Source organism: Heyndrickxia sp. MSNUG (assembly GCF_049532715.1).
In the GTDB taxonomy this organism is placed as follows: domain Bacteria; phylum Bacillota; class Bacilli; order Bacillales; family Cytobacillaceae; genus Mesobacillus.
Genome location: NZ_CP150978.1, coordinates 3,509,562 through 3,526,182, shown reverse-complemented (window position 1 = coordinate 3,526,182; position 16,621 = coordinate 3,509,562). Strand labels below are relative to the sequence as shown.

Here is a 16,621-nt window from a genome sequence, read left to right as displayed (position 1 = left end):
AACAGTATGAATGATCAGATAAAGAATAAATTGGCTATTCTCCCGGCACAGCCAGGATGCTATTTAATGAAGGACCGGCAGGGGACCATCATCTATGTTGGGAAAGCTAAGATACTGAAAAACAGGGTTCGTTCATATTTTACCGGCTCACATGATGGGAAGACACTGCGTCTAGTAAATGAAATAGAAGATTTTGAGTATATCGTTACCTCCTCAGATATGGAGGCACTTGTCCTTGAAATTAACCTGATCAAGAAATATGATCCTAAGTACAATGTCATGTTAAAAGATGACAAGAGCTATCCATTTATCAAGCTGACTGCAGAACGCCATCCAAAGCTGATCATCACCCGCAAGGTTAAAAAAGACAGCGGGAAATATTTCGGGCCATATCCGAATGTCCAGGCAGCCAATGAAACGAAAAAGCTTTTGGACAGGATCTATCCACTAAGGAAATGTTCCACGCTGCCGGACCGGGTTTGTCTCTATTATCATATGGGTCAGTGCCTCGCGCCTTGCGTAAAGGATGTAAGCAAGGAAGAGTACAAAAAAATCACAGATGAAATTACCCGCTTCCTGAACGGAGGCTTTAAAGATATTAAAGTTGATTTAACAGCTAAAATGGCCGCGGCTGCTGAAGAACTGGATTTTGAAAGAGCGAAGGAATTCCGCGATAAAATTGTTCATATTGAGGCTACAATGGAAAAACAGAAGATGACCTCGACTGACTTTACCGACCGCGATGTGTTTGGGTACGTCGTGGACAAGGGCTGGATGTGTGTTCAAGTATTTTTTATCAGGCAAGGAAAATTAATTGAACGAGAGGTTTCGATGTTCCCAATCCATAATGAACCGGAAGAAGACATCCTCACTTACCTAGGCCAATTTTACTCGAAGAATGAGCATTTCAAGCCGAAGGAAGTTCTCGTCCCTGAAGGCGTTGATACGGAAATGGCCGAAGCGCTGCTTGAAGTAAAGGTGCTAAAGCCGCAGCGAGGCCAGAAAAAAGATCTTGTCCGCCTTGCTTCAAAGAACGCCGGAATCGCTCTCACTGAGAAGTTTTCACTGATTGAACGCGATGAAGAACGATCAATCAAGGCAGTCGAGAATCTTGGAATTCAAATGGGCATTTACACGCCACACCGTATCGAATCTTTTGATAACTCGAATATCCAGGGGACCGATCCTGTTTCCGCTATGATTGTTTTTATAGACGGCAAGCCTGAAAAAAGGGAATACCGTAAGTATAAAATCAAATCTGTAGTAGGACCGGATGATTATGAGTCGATGCGGGAGGTAGTAAGGCGAAGGTATTCAAGAGTCCTGAGAGAAGATCTTCCCCTGCCTGATTTGATTATCATCGATGGTGGGAAGGGGCATATCGAATCTGCCCGTGATGTACTCGAAAATGAACTTGGCCTCGATATTCCAATCGCGGGTCTGGCAAAAGATGATAGGCATAGGACTTCCCAGCTTTTATACGGCAATCCACTGCAAGTGATCAGCCTGCCAAGGAACAGCCAGGAATTTTACCTGCTGCAAAGAATCCAGGATGAGGTCCACCGGTTCGCAATTACATTCCACCGCCAGCTCAGGGGGAAAAGTGCTTTTCAATCATTGCTTGACGATATCCCTGGTATTGGCGAGAAGCGTAAAAAGGCGCTGCTGAAACATTTTGGATCCGTGAAAAAAATGAGGGAAGCCTCCATTGAGGAATTGATTGCTGCTGGTTTGCCGTCCATTGTAGCGCAGGAACTGTTTACTAAATTGCAGAACTAACGGTAGCAATCTATTTTTTAGTGTGCTATAATAAGAAAAAATTTCATATAGCTATCACTTTAGAGCATTAAAGTGAAGATAGAGGTGCGAGCTTCAAGAGTAAGAGCCAGGAGAATTATAGGATTCTGTGAAGGGCTTTGAAAGGGGATGGTCGCCGAAGTGGGGGAATGCCTATTCTTTTTCCCGCTGGTCCTTCGTTGAATAAACGCTGGATTGTCAAGATTGCCATCTTGGAGTGCTATCTCATGTTGCAGCGTATATATGCGTTTATCAAGCAATGGGAGACACTCTCATTGCTTTTTTGTATTTATAAGGATTTTTCGTCCATATTCACATCTGAATGTCATGCGAAAACATCCTTAGGGGAAAATACATATGCGGATTTTGCCATGAAGCTCTTTATAGAGGCAGAAATAAGAAGGAAAAGGCAGGGGAAGGTAAATGGGATTAATTGTACAGAAATTCGGAGGAACTTCTGTTGGCACTGTTGAGAGAATCAAGAACGCTGCCAGCAGAACTGTTGAAGAAATGCAAAATGGAAATAACATCGTGGTTGTCGTATCCGCGATGGGGAAAACGACAGACCATTTAGTTGACATGGCTAATGAAATTTCGAGCGCTCCATCTAGGAGAGAAATGGATATGCTTTTAACGACAGGTGAACAGGTAACCATCGCTTTGTATTCTATGGCTCTCGCGCAAATGGGTATTGAAGCTGTTTCCTATACAGGCTGGCAGGCTGGAATCAAAACAGAGGATGTTCACAGTAACGCCAGGATTGTAGATATCGAAACGGACAGAATTAAAAACGACCTTGAGCATGGCAAAGTTGTTATTGTAGCCGGTTTCCAGGGAGTGACGGATGATGGCCAGATCACGACACTTGGCCGTGGCGGATCTGATACAACAGCAGTAGCATTGGCAGCAGCGTTAAAGGCAGATAAGTGTGATATCTATACTGACGTGACGGGTGTATTCACGACAGATCCAAGGTATGTGAAAAGTGCAAGGAAGCTGTTAAGTGTTTCTTATGATGAAATGCTTGAGCTGGCAAACCTGGGAGCGGGCGTTCTCCATCCAAGAGCGGTGGAATTTGCAAAGAACTACGGGCTGCCAATTGAGGTAAGATCCAGCATGGAAAAAGAAAGAGGTACGATCATCGAGGAGGAAATTGGGATGGAACAGAATTTAATCGTTCGTGGAGTGGCATTTGAAGACAAAATTACAAGAGTATCAGTCCTTGGAGTTAGCACATCAATGAAGGGACTATCAACCATTTTTACAACATTGGCTCAAAACCACATCAATGTTGACATCATCGTCCAAAGCAGGACAGAAGCAGATTCTGCCAACATTTCTTTTTCAATCAAAAGCAATGATTTACCAGAAACTTTAGATGTATTAGAACGCAATAAGGAATTATTGAATTATAAAGCAATTGAATCAGAAACAGGCCTGGCTAAAGTGTCCATTGTAGGCTCAGGCATGGTATCAAACCCAGGTGTAGCCGCAAAAATGTTTGAAGTTTTAGAAGGCCACGGCGTACAGGTGAAAATGGTCAGCACATCGGAAATCAAGGTTTCCACGGTGATCGAAGAAAAACAGATGGTGAATGCGGTAGAATCACTGCATGAAGCGTTTGAGTTGTATTCTGAGTCGGTTAAAACGAAGTAAATGGGTGAAAGCTTTCCGGGATTGATTCCGGGAAGCTTTTTTCGTTGTTTAGGAGTGGGGCTGTGTTAAAAATTTAGCTGGTAGGGTGTTTTATAGGAGAAGAATTCTCAACTGGTGAAATATTTTGCTTCAACTGGTGAAAAAACCTTTCCAACTAGTGAATTATCTAATCCAACTGGTAAAAAAGTTCGTTCAACTGGTGAAAAAAATTTTCACTTAATGAATTTAGTATGAAAGGCTCTTCTGCCTTAGAAAATTCATAATATCTCAGGCATATTGGCAGGAATTTGACCTTCTTTTAAAGAAAATTAGAAAAAACAGCGTCAAGGAGGTCTATTTTGATAATAAAAGATAGGGATTACCCAATCAGGCTCAGAAAGCTTGAAGCACTTATTAACAGACTATACGATCATAATTCTAAACTGCCATTAATCAAGGATGATTATAAAGGATGGAAGTCAGGATATAAGGGAGAGCTTAATACCGACTACCGTTTAAGTTTTTTACCTGAAAAAGATTATTGGATCCTTCGTGATTTGCGGCTAACAGATGATTCCTGGAAGTTTCAAATTGATACCCTCATTCTAACCCGTCGATATTTCCTTCTAATAGAGACCAAAAATCATTCCGGTGCCCTTTTGTTTGAAAAAGATTCTGAGCAAATGATCCAAACAAAACAAGATAAAGAAAAGGCATATGATCATCCTGTCATTCAGGTGAATAAACAAAAGTGGCATTTCAATAGGTGGCTTCAAGCTAATAATTTTAAAGTGCCCCTGATTCATACTCTTGTTGTCATCAGTAATTCTTCAACAATAATTAAGACGGATGACCCCTTTCTTTACAAGTATGTTGTAAAAGGAGATGTTTTAGTTGATCGTATAATGAAAATTGATACAAATCATTTTAACGAATTTTTTCAAGATAAAGACCTGAAAAAAATCTCCAAAACCCTCGTGAAAAAGCATTCTCCTTTTCATCCCGATATCCTCAAGATATACTCTCTTTCACCCGCTGATCTCCAAAAGGGTGTACAATGTCCATCGTGCTCTTATTTTGGAATGAAGAGAATGAAATGGATATGGGTTTGTCCTCACTGTTTGCTACGATCTAAGGCAGCACATCATAGTGCAGTTCTGGACTATTTTCTACTAATCAAACCAACAATGACGAATCAAGAACTTAAGGATTTTCTCCTGTTACCAACTTCAAGATCATCAGGCAATTTGCTTTCTACTTTAAACCTCCCATTCTCTGGAGCAACGAAAGGACGAGTCTATCATATGCCTAAAGATAAAGAGACATTCTTTCATTTAAAATCTCCTAAAAAGAATTAGCTGATATTGCCCTTGAAATTACTATAAAGGTGTAAATAAAATACACTAAAAAGCCAGAGCGATTAGCCCTGGCCATGTTACTTTTCTTTTTGAAATTCCATTTTGGACCCATCTGCCGAAGCCACTAGTCTTCATCTTCCGGCAAGGTTCAGAAAAAATTATTCAGTAACAAAATCATTTTTATCCCATTTAATAGTGAATTGGATTCGGAATGAACGCTTATTGGGGTGTTCGAAGGCTTCGGCTGTAGCATTCTTCTGCAATTCCATCTGCTGTGCGAGAAACCCTGCTTCAAGCTGGAATGTGGAGTTTGCGTTATGTTTTAACCGAGAGGAAATCAGCTCGCTGCCAAGTTCCAGCACCAATTGTTTTCTTGTTTCTTCCTTAACTGAAAGGGTGCCCCAGCCTGCATCCTGGAAAAAGCGGATTGTTTCGTCCAGTGTCGATAATGGATACTTGCGGGCAAGGCGTTTACCTGCCCAATAGAGTATTTCAGCAGTATCCTTGCCGAGCAGTTCTGGCAAAAGGATTTCTCTGACTAATTCATACCCAAAAGCGGAAACGGAAAGTGGCTCGCTTTCAGTCTGCTGCTCTGAAGTTGTTAATTCACTCATGTTCTCCCCTCTTTCTATTACTCTATTATAAACAATTTGCCAAAAAAACTACCAGCGATTCTAAATTAATAATCTGTTAAATTTTAGATGGGCAAGAAAGATTCTATAATTATTTTCCATGTTTATACCATACCCAATTCTTTACAAGCTAAAATTTAATCATCCGGGAAATTTATTTCATTGGCATCTAAAAGGTAATACTATTATTTTAATATACTCTAACCGACGTTAAAATAATTAGAAAGTGGCATTTTTACAATATCAATATATTTAAAAAATTTTACCTATATAAACTTTTTTATGTATCCGTTTTCTTGACGCTCTATTATGATGGGAGTAAAATGAACATGTCACATAATTGTAAGATTTGTTTTGTAATATGATGTTGGGGTTAATCAAACTGTCAGTTTAATAGGGGAGAAAAGCCTGTACATCACGGCCAAATTTCAAGGGGGGTATACATATGGCAGTTAAACAAGAGTTTTATTGGCGGAGGCTGCATTCTTTGCTGGGTGTAATTCCAGTAGGACTTTTCCTTATGCAGCACCTTGTAGTCAACCATTTTGCTACAGGGGGAGAAGAATCATTTAACAAAGCGGCTCATTTCATGGAGCAGCTGCCTTTCAGGTATTTTTTAGAAATCTTCATTATCTTTTTACCACTATTATTCCATGCAATCTACGGACTTTATATTGCTTTTACGGCTAAGAACAATATAGGGCAATACGGCTATTTCAGGAACTGGATGTTCATGCTGCAGCGTGTCTCAGGTGTCATCACCCTGATTTTCGTAGCTTGGCATGTTTGGGAAACTCGTATCGCAGCTGCTTTTGGTTCTGATGTGAACTTCCAGATGATGGAGACCATTCTATCTTCTCCGTTTATGCTTTGGTTCTATATAATCGGTATCATTTCAACTACTTTCCACTTTGCTAATGGATTGTGGTCTTTCTTCGTAAGCTGGGGCATCACTGTAACGCCTCGTGCACAAGTGATTTCCACTTACATTACTATTGGAGTATTCATTGCGCTTTCCATCGTGGGAGTACGCGCAATCTTGGCATTTGTATAAATTGATCGGAATTTAAGACAGACATGGATTTAAGGGAGTGAGTCACGATGAGTAAAGGTAAGGTTATCGTAGTCGGCGGCGGTTTGGCTGGCTTAATGGCTACAATAAAGGTGGCTGAAACAGGAACACCTGTTGAGCTGTTCTCTCTTGTACCGGTGAAACGTTCACACTCTGTTTGTGCACAGGGCGGAATCAACGGTGCAGTAAATACAAAAGGTGAAGGTGACTCTCCATGGGAGCACTTCGATGATACGGTTTACGGCGGGGACTTCCTTGCGAACCAGCCTCCTGTAAAGGCGATGGCTGAAGCTGCGCCTGGAATCATTCACCTTCTTGACCGTATGGGCGTAATGTTCAACCGTACTCCAGAAGGTTTGCTTGACTTCCGCCGTTTCGGAGGAACACAGCATCACCGTACGGCGTTTGCCGGTGCAACTACCGGACAACAGCTTTTATACGCATTGGATGAGCAGGTACGCCGCCATGAGGTTGCTGGCCTTGTTACTAAATATGAGGGCTGGGAATTCCTTGGTGCTGTACTTGATGAAGATGGCGTTTGCCGGGGAATCACGGCTCAAAACCTCACGTCAATGGAGATCAAGTCGTTCGCTGCAGATGCTGTTATCATGGCAACTGGCGGCCCTGGAATTATCTTTGGGAAAACAACTAACTCTGTAATCAACACAGGTTCTGCGGCTGCGATTGTATATCAGCAGGGCGCATATTATGCAAACGGTGAATTTATCCAGATCCACCCGACAGCAATTCCTGGCGACGATAAGCTTCGCCTAATGAGTGAATCTGCTCGTGGTGAAGGTGGACGAGTATGGACGTATAAAGATGGTAAGCCATGGTACTTCCTTGAAGAGAAGTATCCTGCATATGGAAACCTTGTTCCTCGTGATATCGCAACACGTGAAATCTTTGACGTTTGCGTTAGCCAAAAGCTAGGAATCAATGGCGAGAACATGGTTTATCTTGACCTTTCACATAAGGATCCAAAAGAGCTTGATATCAAGCTTGGCGGCATCATTGAAATCTATGAAAAATTCATGGGCGACGATCCTAGAAAAGTTCCTATGAAAATCTTCCCTGCAGTCCACTATTCAATGGGCGGACTTTGGGTTGACTATGACCAAATGACGAACATTCCTGGATTATTTGCAGCTGGGGAATGTGACTACTCTCAGCATGGCGCAAACCGCCTTGGTGCAAACTCATTATTGTCAGCTATTTATGGCGGTATGGTAGCAGGTCCAAATGCAATTCGTTATATTGACGGTCTTGAAAAGAGTTCTGATGCTGTTTCTTCTGCGATTTTTGATCAGCACGTCCAGCAGGAGCAGAACAAGTGGAACAACGTCATGTCGTTGGATGGAAATGAAAATGCATATGTCCTTCACAAGGAGCTTGGCGAGTGGATGACGGATAATGTAACGGTTGTTCGTTACAACGACAGACTATTGAAGACAGATGAGAAGATTGTTGAATTAATGGAGCGCTACAAGCGTATTAACATTAACGATACAGCAAAATGGAGCAACCAGGGTGCTGTGTTCACACGCCAGCTCCAAAACATGCTTCAGCTAGCACGTGTAATCACTATCGGTGCTTACAACCGTAACGAAAGCCGAGGAGCACACTACAAACCTGAATTCCCTGATCGTAATGATGAGGATTTCTTGAAAACAACTATGGCTAAGTTTGTAGATTCAAATTCTGCTCCAGCATTCCATTATGATGATGTTGATACTTCATTAATCAAACCGCGCAAGCGCGATTATTCTAAGAAGAAAGGGGAGTAATTGGCATGTCAGAGAAAAAAACTGTCCGTTTTATCATAAGCCGCCAGGATACTCCTGATTCAGCCCCTTATCAGGAAGAGTTTGAACTTGAATATCGTCCGAATATGAATGTGATTTCCGCATTGATGGAAATTCGCCGTAACCCGGTGAATGCAAAGGGTGAAGCGACAACTCCGATTGCATGGGACATGAACTGTCTTGAGGAAGTATGTGGCGCATGTTCAATGGTCATCAATGGACGTCCTCGTCAGTCATGTTCTGCCCTGGTTGACCAGCTTGAACAGCCAATCAGGTTAGAGCCGATGAGAACATTCCCTGTTGTGCGTGACCTTCAGGTTGACCGCAGCCGCATGTTCGATTCTTTGAAGCGTGTTAAAGCCTGGATTCCGATCGATGGAACATACGACCTTGGACCAGGACCACGTATGCCTGAGAAGAAGCGCCAATGGGCATATGAGCTATCTAAATGTATGACATGTGGTGTGTGCCTTGAGGCTTGTCCGAATGTTAACAGTAAATCTGATTTCATTGGACCGCAGCCGCTTTCACAGGTTCGTTTGTTCAACGCCCATCCAACAGGTGCACTGAACAAAGGCGAGCGACTTGAAACAATCATGGGAGACGGAGGACTTGCTAACTGCGGTAATTCCCAGAACTGTGTTCAGTCCTGCCCTAAAGGAATTCCATTGACTACTTCAATTGCAGCTCTAAACCGTGATACAACTCTGCAAGCATTCAAAAACTTCTTCGGAAGCGACCAGGTTTAATGAAAAATGCCTCCCTCTCTTAAACAGAGAGGGAGGCATTTTTTATGGTTCTTTTCCAACGTTTTCGCATGGATGATTTTTTTTGAAGAAATATTTATTCGCATTTTTAAAACCATGCACTTTTCGAGCAAACTCCTGAACTAACCACATTGAAACTAGTAAAAACCAATGTTACGATTTTTACTTTCGTTGAGAAAGAGAAAAAGTTAACGAAAAGTGTTTGAAGTAAACCCTACAATAATAGCAAAAAGAATTCTGCCTTATCATTCGATTTTTTCCTGGAAAACAAATTTATTATCATTAGGCATAGTTGCCTAGAGATGCTAAGGGTTTTCAAAAAAACTAAATATATTTATAATAAAGAAAAGAATGAATCTTCATTCAGTTAACCAGGAGGCTAATACATGAAGAAAACCAATTATATCGACGACATCGTAAGCTGGGAAGAAGAGTTTGAGTATTATCATGACGTGAAGGTCAGATTTTCTGAGACAGATATGTTTGGCCACCTGAATAATACGGTTCCATTTACTTATTTTGAAATGGCGAGGATCGATTTTTTCAAAAGCCAGGGGTTCATGCAAGACTGGGTTAAGCCAGAAAATGAAACGATTCCGGTTGTTGCGGATTTGCAATGTGATTATTTAAGCCAGATTTATTTTGATGAAGATTTAAAGATATATGTGAAAGCAAATTCAATCGGCAATTCTTCTGTAGATCTGCATTACATGGGGAAGAAGGCAGACGGATTGATTTGCCTTGCAGGACGGGGAACAATCGTTCAGATTTCCAAGAGGACGGGCAAGGGTGTTCCTTGGTCAGATGAGATGCGCCACCTGCTTTCGAAGAGCAAAAAGTCTGTTGTGAAATAAATTTTGAACATTTTTATAAAAAAGAGTAATAAGCCCTTGAAATGTTGTCACTTCAATTCTTTCCTTCACATAAGATATGTTGACTAAATTTATACCCACCCCGCAGTTCACAGCTGGCGAAGGCAAGGAGGGTTACAATACTTGAAGGAAAATGAATATACTCACAAGCCATTACTCACTAAACGCGAAAGAGAAGTTTTCGAACTGTTAGTCCAAGACAAAACAACAAAAGAGATCGCTAGTGAATTATTTATCAGCGAAAAAACGGTTCGGAACCACATTTCAAACGCCATGCAGAAGCTTGGTGTAAAGGGGCGTTCCCAAGCTGTTGTAGAGCTCCTGCGTATGGGAGAGCTAGAACTTTAATCTAGACCGGCCAACCTTTTGGGAGGCCGGTTAGATGTTTATAAGGGGAGATTAAGAAGCACTCAATGTATGGAAATGAATTCTGTCTTGAAATTTGCTCGAAAAAAGTAGAAAATAAGGGCAATAGGAAAATAATAAAAAAGTTTTGTCGGTCTGGAAATCAAGTTTTAACGGCAATAAAAATGGCGAATGCATTTATTTAGGAGTTGTGATGGATGAAACTTGAAGATATCCAAAGTAAACAGGAACTGGACACGGTTGCTGATATTGAAAAAGATTTAAGGTACATATCGGGGATTATAAAACAAAAGGGCCGTGAGCTCCTCAGTAATTACACGATCACTCCTCCTCAGTTTGTTGCTTTGCAATGGCTGTTTGAGGACGGGGATATGACAATTGGCGAGCTGTCGAATAAAATGTTTTTGGCTTGCAGTACAACAACCGACTTAGTGGACCGCATGGAAAAAAATGATCTTGTAGTAAGGGTCAAGGATCCGAATGACAGACGTGTAGTCCGTATCCATCTTCTTGAGGAAGGTGAAAGGATTATCGATGAAGTGATCAAGAAGCGCCAGCTTTACCTACAGGAGGTATTGAAGGACTTTTCCGGCGACGAAATCGTATCGCTGAAGAACAGCCTGTCAAAATTACATCATGAAATGCGTGGAGAATGAGGCGAGTTTTTTGAACCAACCGATTGGAATCATTGATTCAGGTGTGGGCGGGTTAACGGTTGCCAAAGAAGTGATGCGGCAGCTTCCTTATGAACAAATCATCTATGTGGGCGATACAGCACGATGTCCGTATGGGCCTCGCCCTGTGGAAGAAGTGAAAAGATTCACCTGGGAAATGACCCGATTCCTGCTTGAAAAGAATATTAAGATGCTGGTCATTGCCTGCAATACGGCAACAGCTGTAGTACTTGAAGAAATCAGGAATGAACTGCCGATTCCTGTGCTTGGTGTGATTCAGCCAGGGGCCAGGACTGCGATAAAGGTAACGGACAATTACAAAATTGGGATCATCGGCACTGAAGGTACTGTAAAAAGCCGAGCGTATGAACATGCCCTAAAAGCAATCAATCGCAAAACTTTTGTAGAAAGCCTTGCTTGCCCTAAGTTCGTCCCGCTTGTTGAAAGTGGGGAATACAACGGTCATGTTGCAAAAAAAGTCGTAACAGAGACACTTGAGCCTTTGATCAGTAAAGGGCTTGATACATTGATATTAGGATGCACTCACTACCCTCTGCTTGAGCCGCTTATAAAAGATGTAATGGGCGATCAAGTAAAGGTCATAAGTTCAGGTGAGGAAACAGCGCGGGAGGTAAGTACGATTCTAGGGCATAACGATATGTTTGCCGAAAGAGAAGAGCTGCCTGAGCATTCCTTTTATATAACTGGCTCTAGGACAATCTTTGCCCGAATTGCTTCTCAATGGCTGGAAATTCCGATTGAGCATGTGGAAAAAATTAAATTAGGTTGAAAAAGGCCTCCGGAATGGAGGCCTTTTTGTATGTCTGCCGAAAAGCTGGTTCAAATTTCATATCTCTCCCCAAAAATAAATCGAGCAGCAGGTTTGTACAAAAATCTTTCCAAAGGCGGTCTAAAAAATCCCGAAGCTCGTATACATGATAGTACAAACTGTCTTTGGAGGGATTTATATGTCAAAAAATAATAAAGCTGTCTTCGTAACTGCAGCGACATTAGCAACTACAGTGTTCCTGTCAGGCTGCGGGTTATTTGGGGGCGAGGAGAAAAAGAAAATTGATCCACCGCAGGATGTAACCTTCACGGAGGATGGAGCAGCGGTCGATGAGAATACCTCCGCACAATCAAAGCAGGATCAAACAGAAGCAGTGGAAACGACAGTCAAGACAGAACTTTATCTGATTGACAAAAATGGTTATGTTGTATCCCAGGCAATGGATCTTCCCAAGACAGAGAGTGTAGCCAAGCAGGCGCTAGAGTACCTGGTAGCCAACGGACCTGTTGAGCAAATGCTGCCAAATGGATTCCGTGCAGTCCTGCCAGCAGATACGCAAGTGACGGTTAACATCAAGGATGGCACAGCTACAGTTGACTTCTCTAAAGAATTTGCAAACTACAAAAAAGAGGATGAGAAGAGGATTTTACAGGCTGTAACCTGGACTCTTACTCAATTCGAGAGTGTAAAGGATGTTAAGCTGCAGCTGAATGGTACGCCGCTAGAGGTAATGCCTGTGAATGGCACGCCAATTGGCGAAGAATTGAGCAGAGCTGATGGCATTAACATGGATAACTCTGATGTTGTTGATATCACAAATACTAAAGCGGTGACAGTCTACTATGTAGGGGGTGAAGAAGGCGCGTATTATTATGTTCCTGTAACTCGACGTGTCAATAATGACTTTAAAGACAATATTACAGCGATTGTAAACGAGCTTGTTGAAGGACCTGCCTATGCATCCAATCTTTTATCCGAGTTCCAGTCAGATGTAAAACTTTTGGATACGCCTAAGCTAGAAGACGGTAAGTTAACTTTGAACTTTAATGAATCGATTTATGGCAGCTTTGAAGAAAAAATGGTTTCTGAGCATGTATTGAATTCTCTCGTGCTTTCCCTGACGGAGCAAACTGGTGTTGAGAGCGTGGCTCTAACGGTGAAGGGAAAGGCGGATGTATTGACAGAGAAGGGCGAGAAGCTGTCAGAGCCGGTTACAAGACCTGAAAAAGTTAACACTGGTAGTTTTTAATAGCGGGATTTTGGTATACTAAATAAAGACATATGAAGAGGCAGGCATTTTGCTGCCTCTTATTTATTGTTATTGGGGCAGCGGTTAATGTTCTGCCTTTTATAAATGCAAAGGAGGAAAAATAAATGCGATTTGATGGACGTGAACCCTTACAATTAAGGCCGATACATATTGAAACAGATTATTTAAAGCATCCAGAGGGCTCTGTATTGATTTCTGTAGGTGATACAAAGGTCATTTGTACTGCCAGCATAGAGGATCGAGTTCCGCCATTTATGCGCGGAGAAGGAAAGGGTTGGATTACGGCAGAATACTCCATGCTCCCGCGTGCTACGGAGCAAAGGAATATTAGAGAAGCGGCTAAGGGCAAAATTTCCGGAAGGACTATGGAAATCCAGCGCTTGATTGGAAGAGCCTTGAGAGCCGTTGTAAATCTTGAGGCAATCGGGGAGCGTACAGTCTGGATTGATTGTGATGTCATTCAGGCAGATGGCGGAACACGCACTGCTTCCATTACAGGAGCATATGTTGCGATGGCCATGGCTCTTTACAGGCTTAGCAAGCAGAAAAAACTCTCTGGTTTCCCTCTAACCGATTTCCTGGCTGCAACCAGTGTTGGCATCCTGGAGAATGGTCAGCCAGTTGTAGATTTGAATTATGTTGAGGATTCTAAGGCAAATGTAGACATGAATGTCGTCATGACTGGGAATGGCGAATTTGTTGAGCTGCAGGGTACAGGAGAAGAGGCAACTTTTTCATACAGCCAGCTTCAGGAACTGCTGAAATCTGCACAGGAAGGGATCATGGAGCTTTTTGAAATGCAGAAGGAAGCTCTTGGAGAAGAATTGGCAGCGAAGATTGCGAGTGCCAAAAAGAGATAGGGGGAGATCTCAAGATGAATACAGTAATAATTGCAACGAAAAACATTGGAAAAGCTAAGGATTTTGAGAAGCTTTTTCTGCCAATGGGAATGACAGTAAAAACGCTTCTTGATTATCCAGAGCTCGAAGACGTTGATGAGACGGGTACTACATTTGAGGAGAATGCTGTTTTAAAAGCAGAGACAATCTCAAAGGTGCTCGGCGTCATGGTCATTGGGGATGATTCTGGCCTGGAAGTGGACGCGCTTGAAGGACGTCCAGGCGTTTATTCTGCAAGATATGCAGGAATTGAAAAAAATGATGAAGCGAACATCGACAAAGTTCTCGCTGAACTTCAGGATGTGCCAGAAAACGAGCGGACTGCCAGATTTTGCTGTGCCTTGGCAATGGCCGAACCTGGGAAGGAAACGGTAACTGTATTTGGTACTTGTGAAGGACATATCCTTCTTGAACGAAGAGGCTCTAATGGCTTTGGCTATGACCCTGTGTTTTTTGTTGAGTCAGAAGGGAAGGCAATGGCTGAGCTGACTTCTGAAGAGAAAAACGAGATCAGCCACAGGGCAAAAGCGATCAATCAGCTTGAAAAGTCATTAAAGGATCGGCAACAAAGCGATGTGTAAGATTCCTGATTGTCAGTGACAGTCATGGTTCTGGGGAATTGCTTGAGGGAATCGAGAAGTGTCATGGACAGGATGCGGATTTAATGATTCACTGTGGGGATTCAGAACTTGCTGAAGATGACGGAGCAATAAAAAATTTCAGATCCGTCAGGGGAAACTGCGATTTTCTCGGAAACTTTCCTGATGAAGATCTTCATGTGATAAATGGACTGAAAATCTTTGTTACCCATGGGCATCTTTACTCAGTCAAATCGACTCTTGGAAATTTATTTTATAAGGCTAAAGAACTTCGGGCAGATATTGTTTGTTTTGGCCATTCGCATATATTGGGTGCTGAAATGGTAGATGATGTCCTCTTTATTAATCCCGGCAGCATCAGGCTGCCGCGGACAAGGAAGGAAAGGACCTATGTCATACTTGAACTCAAAGATGGAAAGGCAATACTCCAAATCCATGACTATGGAAATGGAGAAATGGCTGAACTAAGACAGGAATTTACCCTTCCCAAAAATGCATAAAAGAACTATAATATTTTTTTGAGGGGAGAATTAATTACTCCCCCTCAAAAAAAGTTTAATTTATTTATTGACATTTAGTTGTTTGGCTAATATAATAAATCTTGTCTTTAAAAAACATATTTGTCCCAGTAGCTCAGCTGGATAGAGCACACGCCTTCTAAGCGTGCGGTCGGGAGTTCGAATCTCTCCTGGGACGCCACTTAAACTACATACCTTAACTCACCTTGCTGCAAGGTGAGTTTTTTTTATTTTTCTAGAGTCTTAAAAATATCAGATCTCATTCGTATTAACTTCGCAGTTAACTCCTTCAAGATAAAATCCTCTATTTTTTAAAAAAAATTTTCCTTTTTATAAATGTGAATATATCAACAATGTAAGCGGATACAAATAAACTAATTAATCAAAATTATCAAACAATTTTGAAAAACCCTGTTGACGCTGGTTCATTTTGGGCGTAAGATAATCCTCAAATAAAAAAAACAAGTTGGCTGCAGCCAGAATGAAAGACAGTTTTATTTCAATTTCCGATTGTGTAAAATTGTATTTTTTTAAATTTAAATTTTAACTATTTAAAGCGTCTAATCATTAAAGGAGTGTTATTTGTGCCCGATCAATGGATTTACTTAAACGGTGAGTTTGTCACCAAGGAAAATGCTAAAGTTTCTGTATATGATCATGGTTTTCTATACGGAGACGGTGTTTTTGAAGGAATTCGGGTATACAGCGGCAATATATTCAGGATGGAAGAACATATGGACCGACTATATCGGTCGGCAAAATCAATTATGCTGAATATGCCCCACTCTAAAGAAGAGTTCACTCATCTGGTTGTAGAAACAGTGGAACGGAATCGATTAAGAGATGCCTATATCAGAGTCGTCGTTTCAAGAGGAGTCGGCGATCTAGGCTTAGACCCGTATAAATGTCCTCACGCTAATGTAGTCATTATCGTAGAACCACTTGCGATCTTCCCGAAGGAATTGTATGAGCGAGGGCTCGATATTGTGACAGTTGCAACGAGGAGGAACAGGCCAGACGTTCTTAGCCCAAAAGTTAAATCACTTAATTATTTAAACAATGTCCTAGTAAGGATTGAAGCCCATCTCGCAAATGTCAGTGAGGCACTCATGCTGAATGACCAAGGATATGTTGCTGAGGGCTCAGCAGATAATGTTTTTATTATCAGAGGGAATACATTCCTCACCCCTCCAGGTTATGTAGGGGCATTAGAAGGAATTACAAGAAATGCAGTCATTGAAATCGCTGGCAATCTTGGGTATGAGGTGAAGGAGGAACCATTTACCCGGCACGATGTTTACACTGCGGATGAGGTATTCCTCACTGGAACCGCCGCAGAAGTCATTGCAGTTGTAAAAGTAGATGGCAGAGTCATTGGAGAGGGAACCCCAGGAAAGCACACGAAGAACATCTTGCGTGAGTTCCGGGCAAAGGTTGTGGCGGAAGGCGTTCAGGTTTATCAGGAAGAAGAAGCACATCAAGTCAGCTAGCTTCATAAGGACAAAGCGAAGACAGGGACAAGTAATTTTTTGCGATAAGCATGGACAGAGAGCCGGGAATGCTGAGA

16 protein-coding genes, 1 tRNA gene, 1 riboswitch and 1 other annotated feature (1 of these 19 running past the window's edge) are annotated in these 16,621 nt (G+C 41.9%); of the genes, 16 read left to right on the top strand and 1 reads right to left on the bottom strand.

Features of this window, described 5'->3' with window-relative positions; genetic code table 11:
* Nucleotides 1-6 precede the first annotated feature (6 nt).
* From uvrC to AABM38_RS17780, 3 genes are all read left to right on the top strand, one after another.
* Nucleotides 7-1,779, top strand: coding sequence for an excinuclease ABC subunit UvrC (uvrC, locus tag AABM38_RS17790; RefSeq protein WP_423407590.1), 1,773 nt, complete (start codon nt 7-9; stop codon nt 1,777-1,779).
* 71 nt (nt 1,780-1,850) lie between these two features.
* A riboswitch (Lysine riboswitch) is annotated at nt 1,851-2,028 on the top strand.
* Between the two features lie 192 nt (nt 2,029-2,220).
* Complete coding sequence (locus AABM38_RS17785; RefSeq protein ID WP_423407589.1) at nt 2,221-3,453, top strand: aspartate kinase; 1,233 nt, start codon at nt 2,221-2,223, stop codon at nt 3,451-3,453.
* Nucleotides 3,454-3,791: 338 nt separating this feature from the next.
* The gene (locus AABM38_RS17780; RefSeq protein WP_423407588.1) at nt 3,792-4,790 is read left to right on the top strand and encodes a nuclease-related domain-containing protein; all 999 of its coding nucleotides are present in this window, start codon (nt 3,792-3,794) and stop codon (nt 4,788-4,790) included.
* Between the two features lie 158 nt (nt 4,791-4,948).
* Here the strand turns inward: AABM38_RS17780 and AABM38_RS17775 are convergent, their stop codons facing one another.
* Nucleotides 4,949-5,404: a YslB family protein gene (locus tag AABM38_RS17775; RefSeq protein ID WP_423407587.1), complete on the bottom strand. Its 456-nt coding sequence runs from the start codon at nt 5,402-5,404 to the stop codon at nt 4,949-4,951.
* Between the two features lie 463 nt (nt 5,405-5,867).
* Between AABM38_RS17775 and AABM38_RS17770 the strand changes: the two genes are divergently transcribed.
* The 13 genes from AABM38_RS17770 (at nt 5,868) to ilvE (ending at nt 16,544) form a co-directional block, all read left to right on the top strand.
* Nucleotides 5,868-6,476: a succinate dehydrogenase cytochrome b558 subunit gene (locus AABM38_RS17770; RefSeq protein WP_423407586.1), complete on the top strand. Its 609-nt coding sequence runs from the start codon at nt 5,868-5,870 to the stop codon at nt 6,474-6,476.
* A 47-nt stretch (nt 6,477-6,523) separates the two neighbouring features.
* Entirely contained in the window at nt 6,524-8,281 is a 1,758-nt protein-coding gene (sdhA, locus tag AABM38_RS17765) for a succinate dehydrogenase flavoprotein subunit (protein WP_423407585.1), read from the top strand.
* A 5-nt stretch (nt 8,282-8,286) separates the two neighbouring features.
* On the top strand, nt 8,287-9,048 hold the full coding sequence (sdhB, locus tag AABM38_RS17760; RefSeq protein WP_423407584.1) for a succinate dehydrogenase iron-sulfur subunit: 762 nt from the start codon (nt 8,287-8,289) through the stop codon (nt 9,046-9,048).
* Between the two features lie 404 nt (nt 9,049-9,452).
* Nucleotides 9,453-9,920 carry an acyl-CoA thioesterase gene (locus AABM38_RS17755; protein WP_423407583.1) on the top strand — a complete coding sequence of 156 codons (468 nt, stop codon included), beginning with the start codon at nt 9,453-9,455 and terminating at the stop codon, nt 9,918-9,920.
* 141 nt (nt 9,921-10,061) lie between these two features.
* Nucleotides 10,062-10,286, top strand: coding sequence for a spore germination transcription factor GerE (gene gerE, locus AABM38_RS17750; protein ID WP_019154738.1), 225 nt, complete (start codon nt 10,062-10,064; stop codon nt 10,284-10,286).
* 215 nt (nt 10,287-10,501) lie between these two features.
* Nucleotides 10,502-10,960 carry a MarR family winged helix-turn-helix transcriptional regulator gene (locus tag AABM38_RS17745; protein WP_423407582.1) on the top strand — a complete coding sequence of 153 codons (459 nt, stop codon included), beginning with the start codon at nt 10,502-10,504 and terminating at the stop codon, nt 10,958-10,960.
* A gap of 10 nt (nt 10,961-10,970) precedes the next feature.
* On the top strand, nt 10,971-11,768 hold the full coding sequence (racE, locus tag AABM38_RS17740; protein WP_335376367.1) for a glutamate racemase: 798 nt from the start codon (nt 10,971-10,973) through the stop codon (nt 11,766-11,768).
* Between the two features lie 178 nt (nt 11,769-11,946).
* Entirely contained in the window at nt 11,947-13,017 is a 1,071-nt protein-coding gene (locus AABM38_RS17735) for a GerMN domain-containing protein (RefSeq protein ID WP_423407581.1), read from the top strand.
* A gap of 125 nt (nt 13,018-13,142) precedes the next feature.
* Nucleotides 13,143-13,898: a ribonuclease PH gene (rph, locus tag AABM38_RS17730; protein ID WP_423407580.1), complete on the top strand. Its 756-nt coding sequence runs from the start codon at nt 13,143-13,145 to the stop codon at nt 13,896-13,898.
* Nucleotides 13,899-13,912: 14 nt separating this feature from the next.
* Entirely contained in the window at nt 13,913-14,518 is a 606-nt protein-coding gene (locus tag AABM38_RS17725; protein ID WP_423407579.1) for an XTP/dITP diphosphatase, read from the top strand.
* The gene (locus AABM38_RS17720; protein ID WP_423410783.1) at nt 14,488-15,036 is read left to right on the top strand and encodes a metallophosphoesterase; all 549 of its coding nucleotides are present in this window, start codon (nt 14,488-14,490) and stop codon (nt 15,034-15,036) included. Before AABM38_RS17725 ends, AABM38_RS17720 begins: the two co-directional genes overlap by 31 nt.
* A 122-nt stretch (nt 15,037-15,158) precedes the next feature.
* Nucleotides 15,159-15,235, top strand: a tRNA-Arg gene (locus tag AABM38_RS17715).
* A gap of 403 nt (nt 15,236-15,638) precedes the next feature.
* Nucleotides 15,639-16,544, top strand: a complete 906-nt coding sequence (gene ilvE, locus AABM38_RS17710) for a branched-chain-amino-acid transaminase (RefSeq protein ID WP_423407578.1) — start codon at nt 15,639-15,641, stop codon at nt 16,542-16,544.
* A 9-nt stretch (nt 16,545-16,553) separates the two neighbouring features.
* Nucleotides 16,554-16,621 (top strand) — a binding site (T-box leader) (it continues 189 nt past the right edge of the window).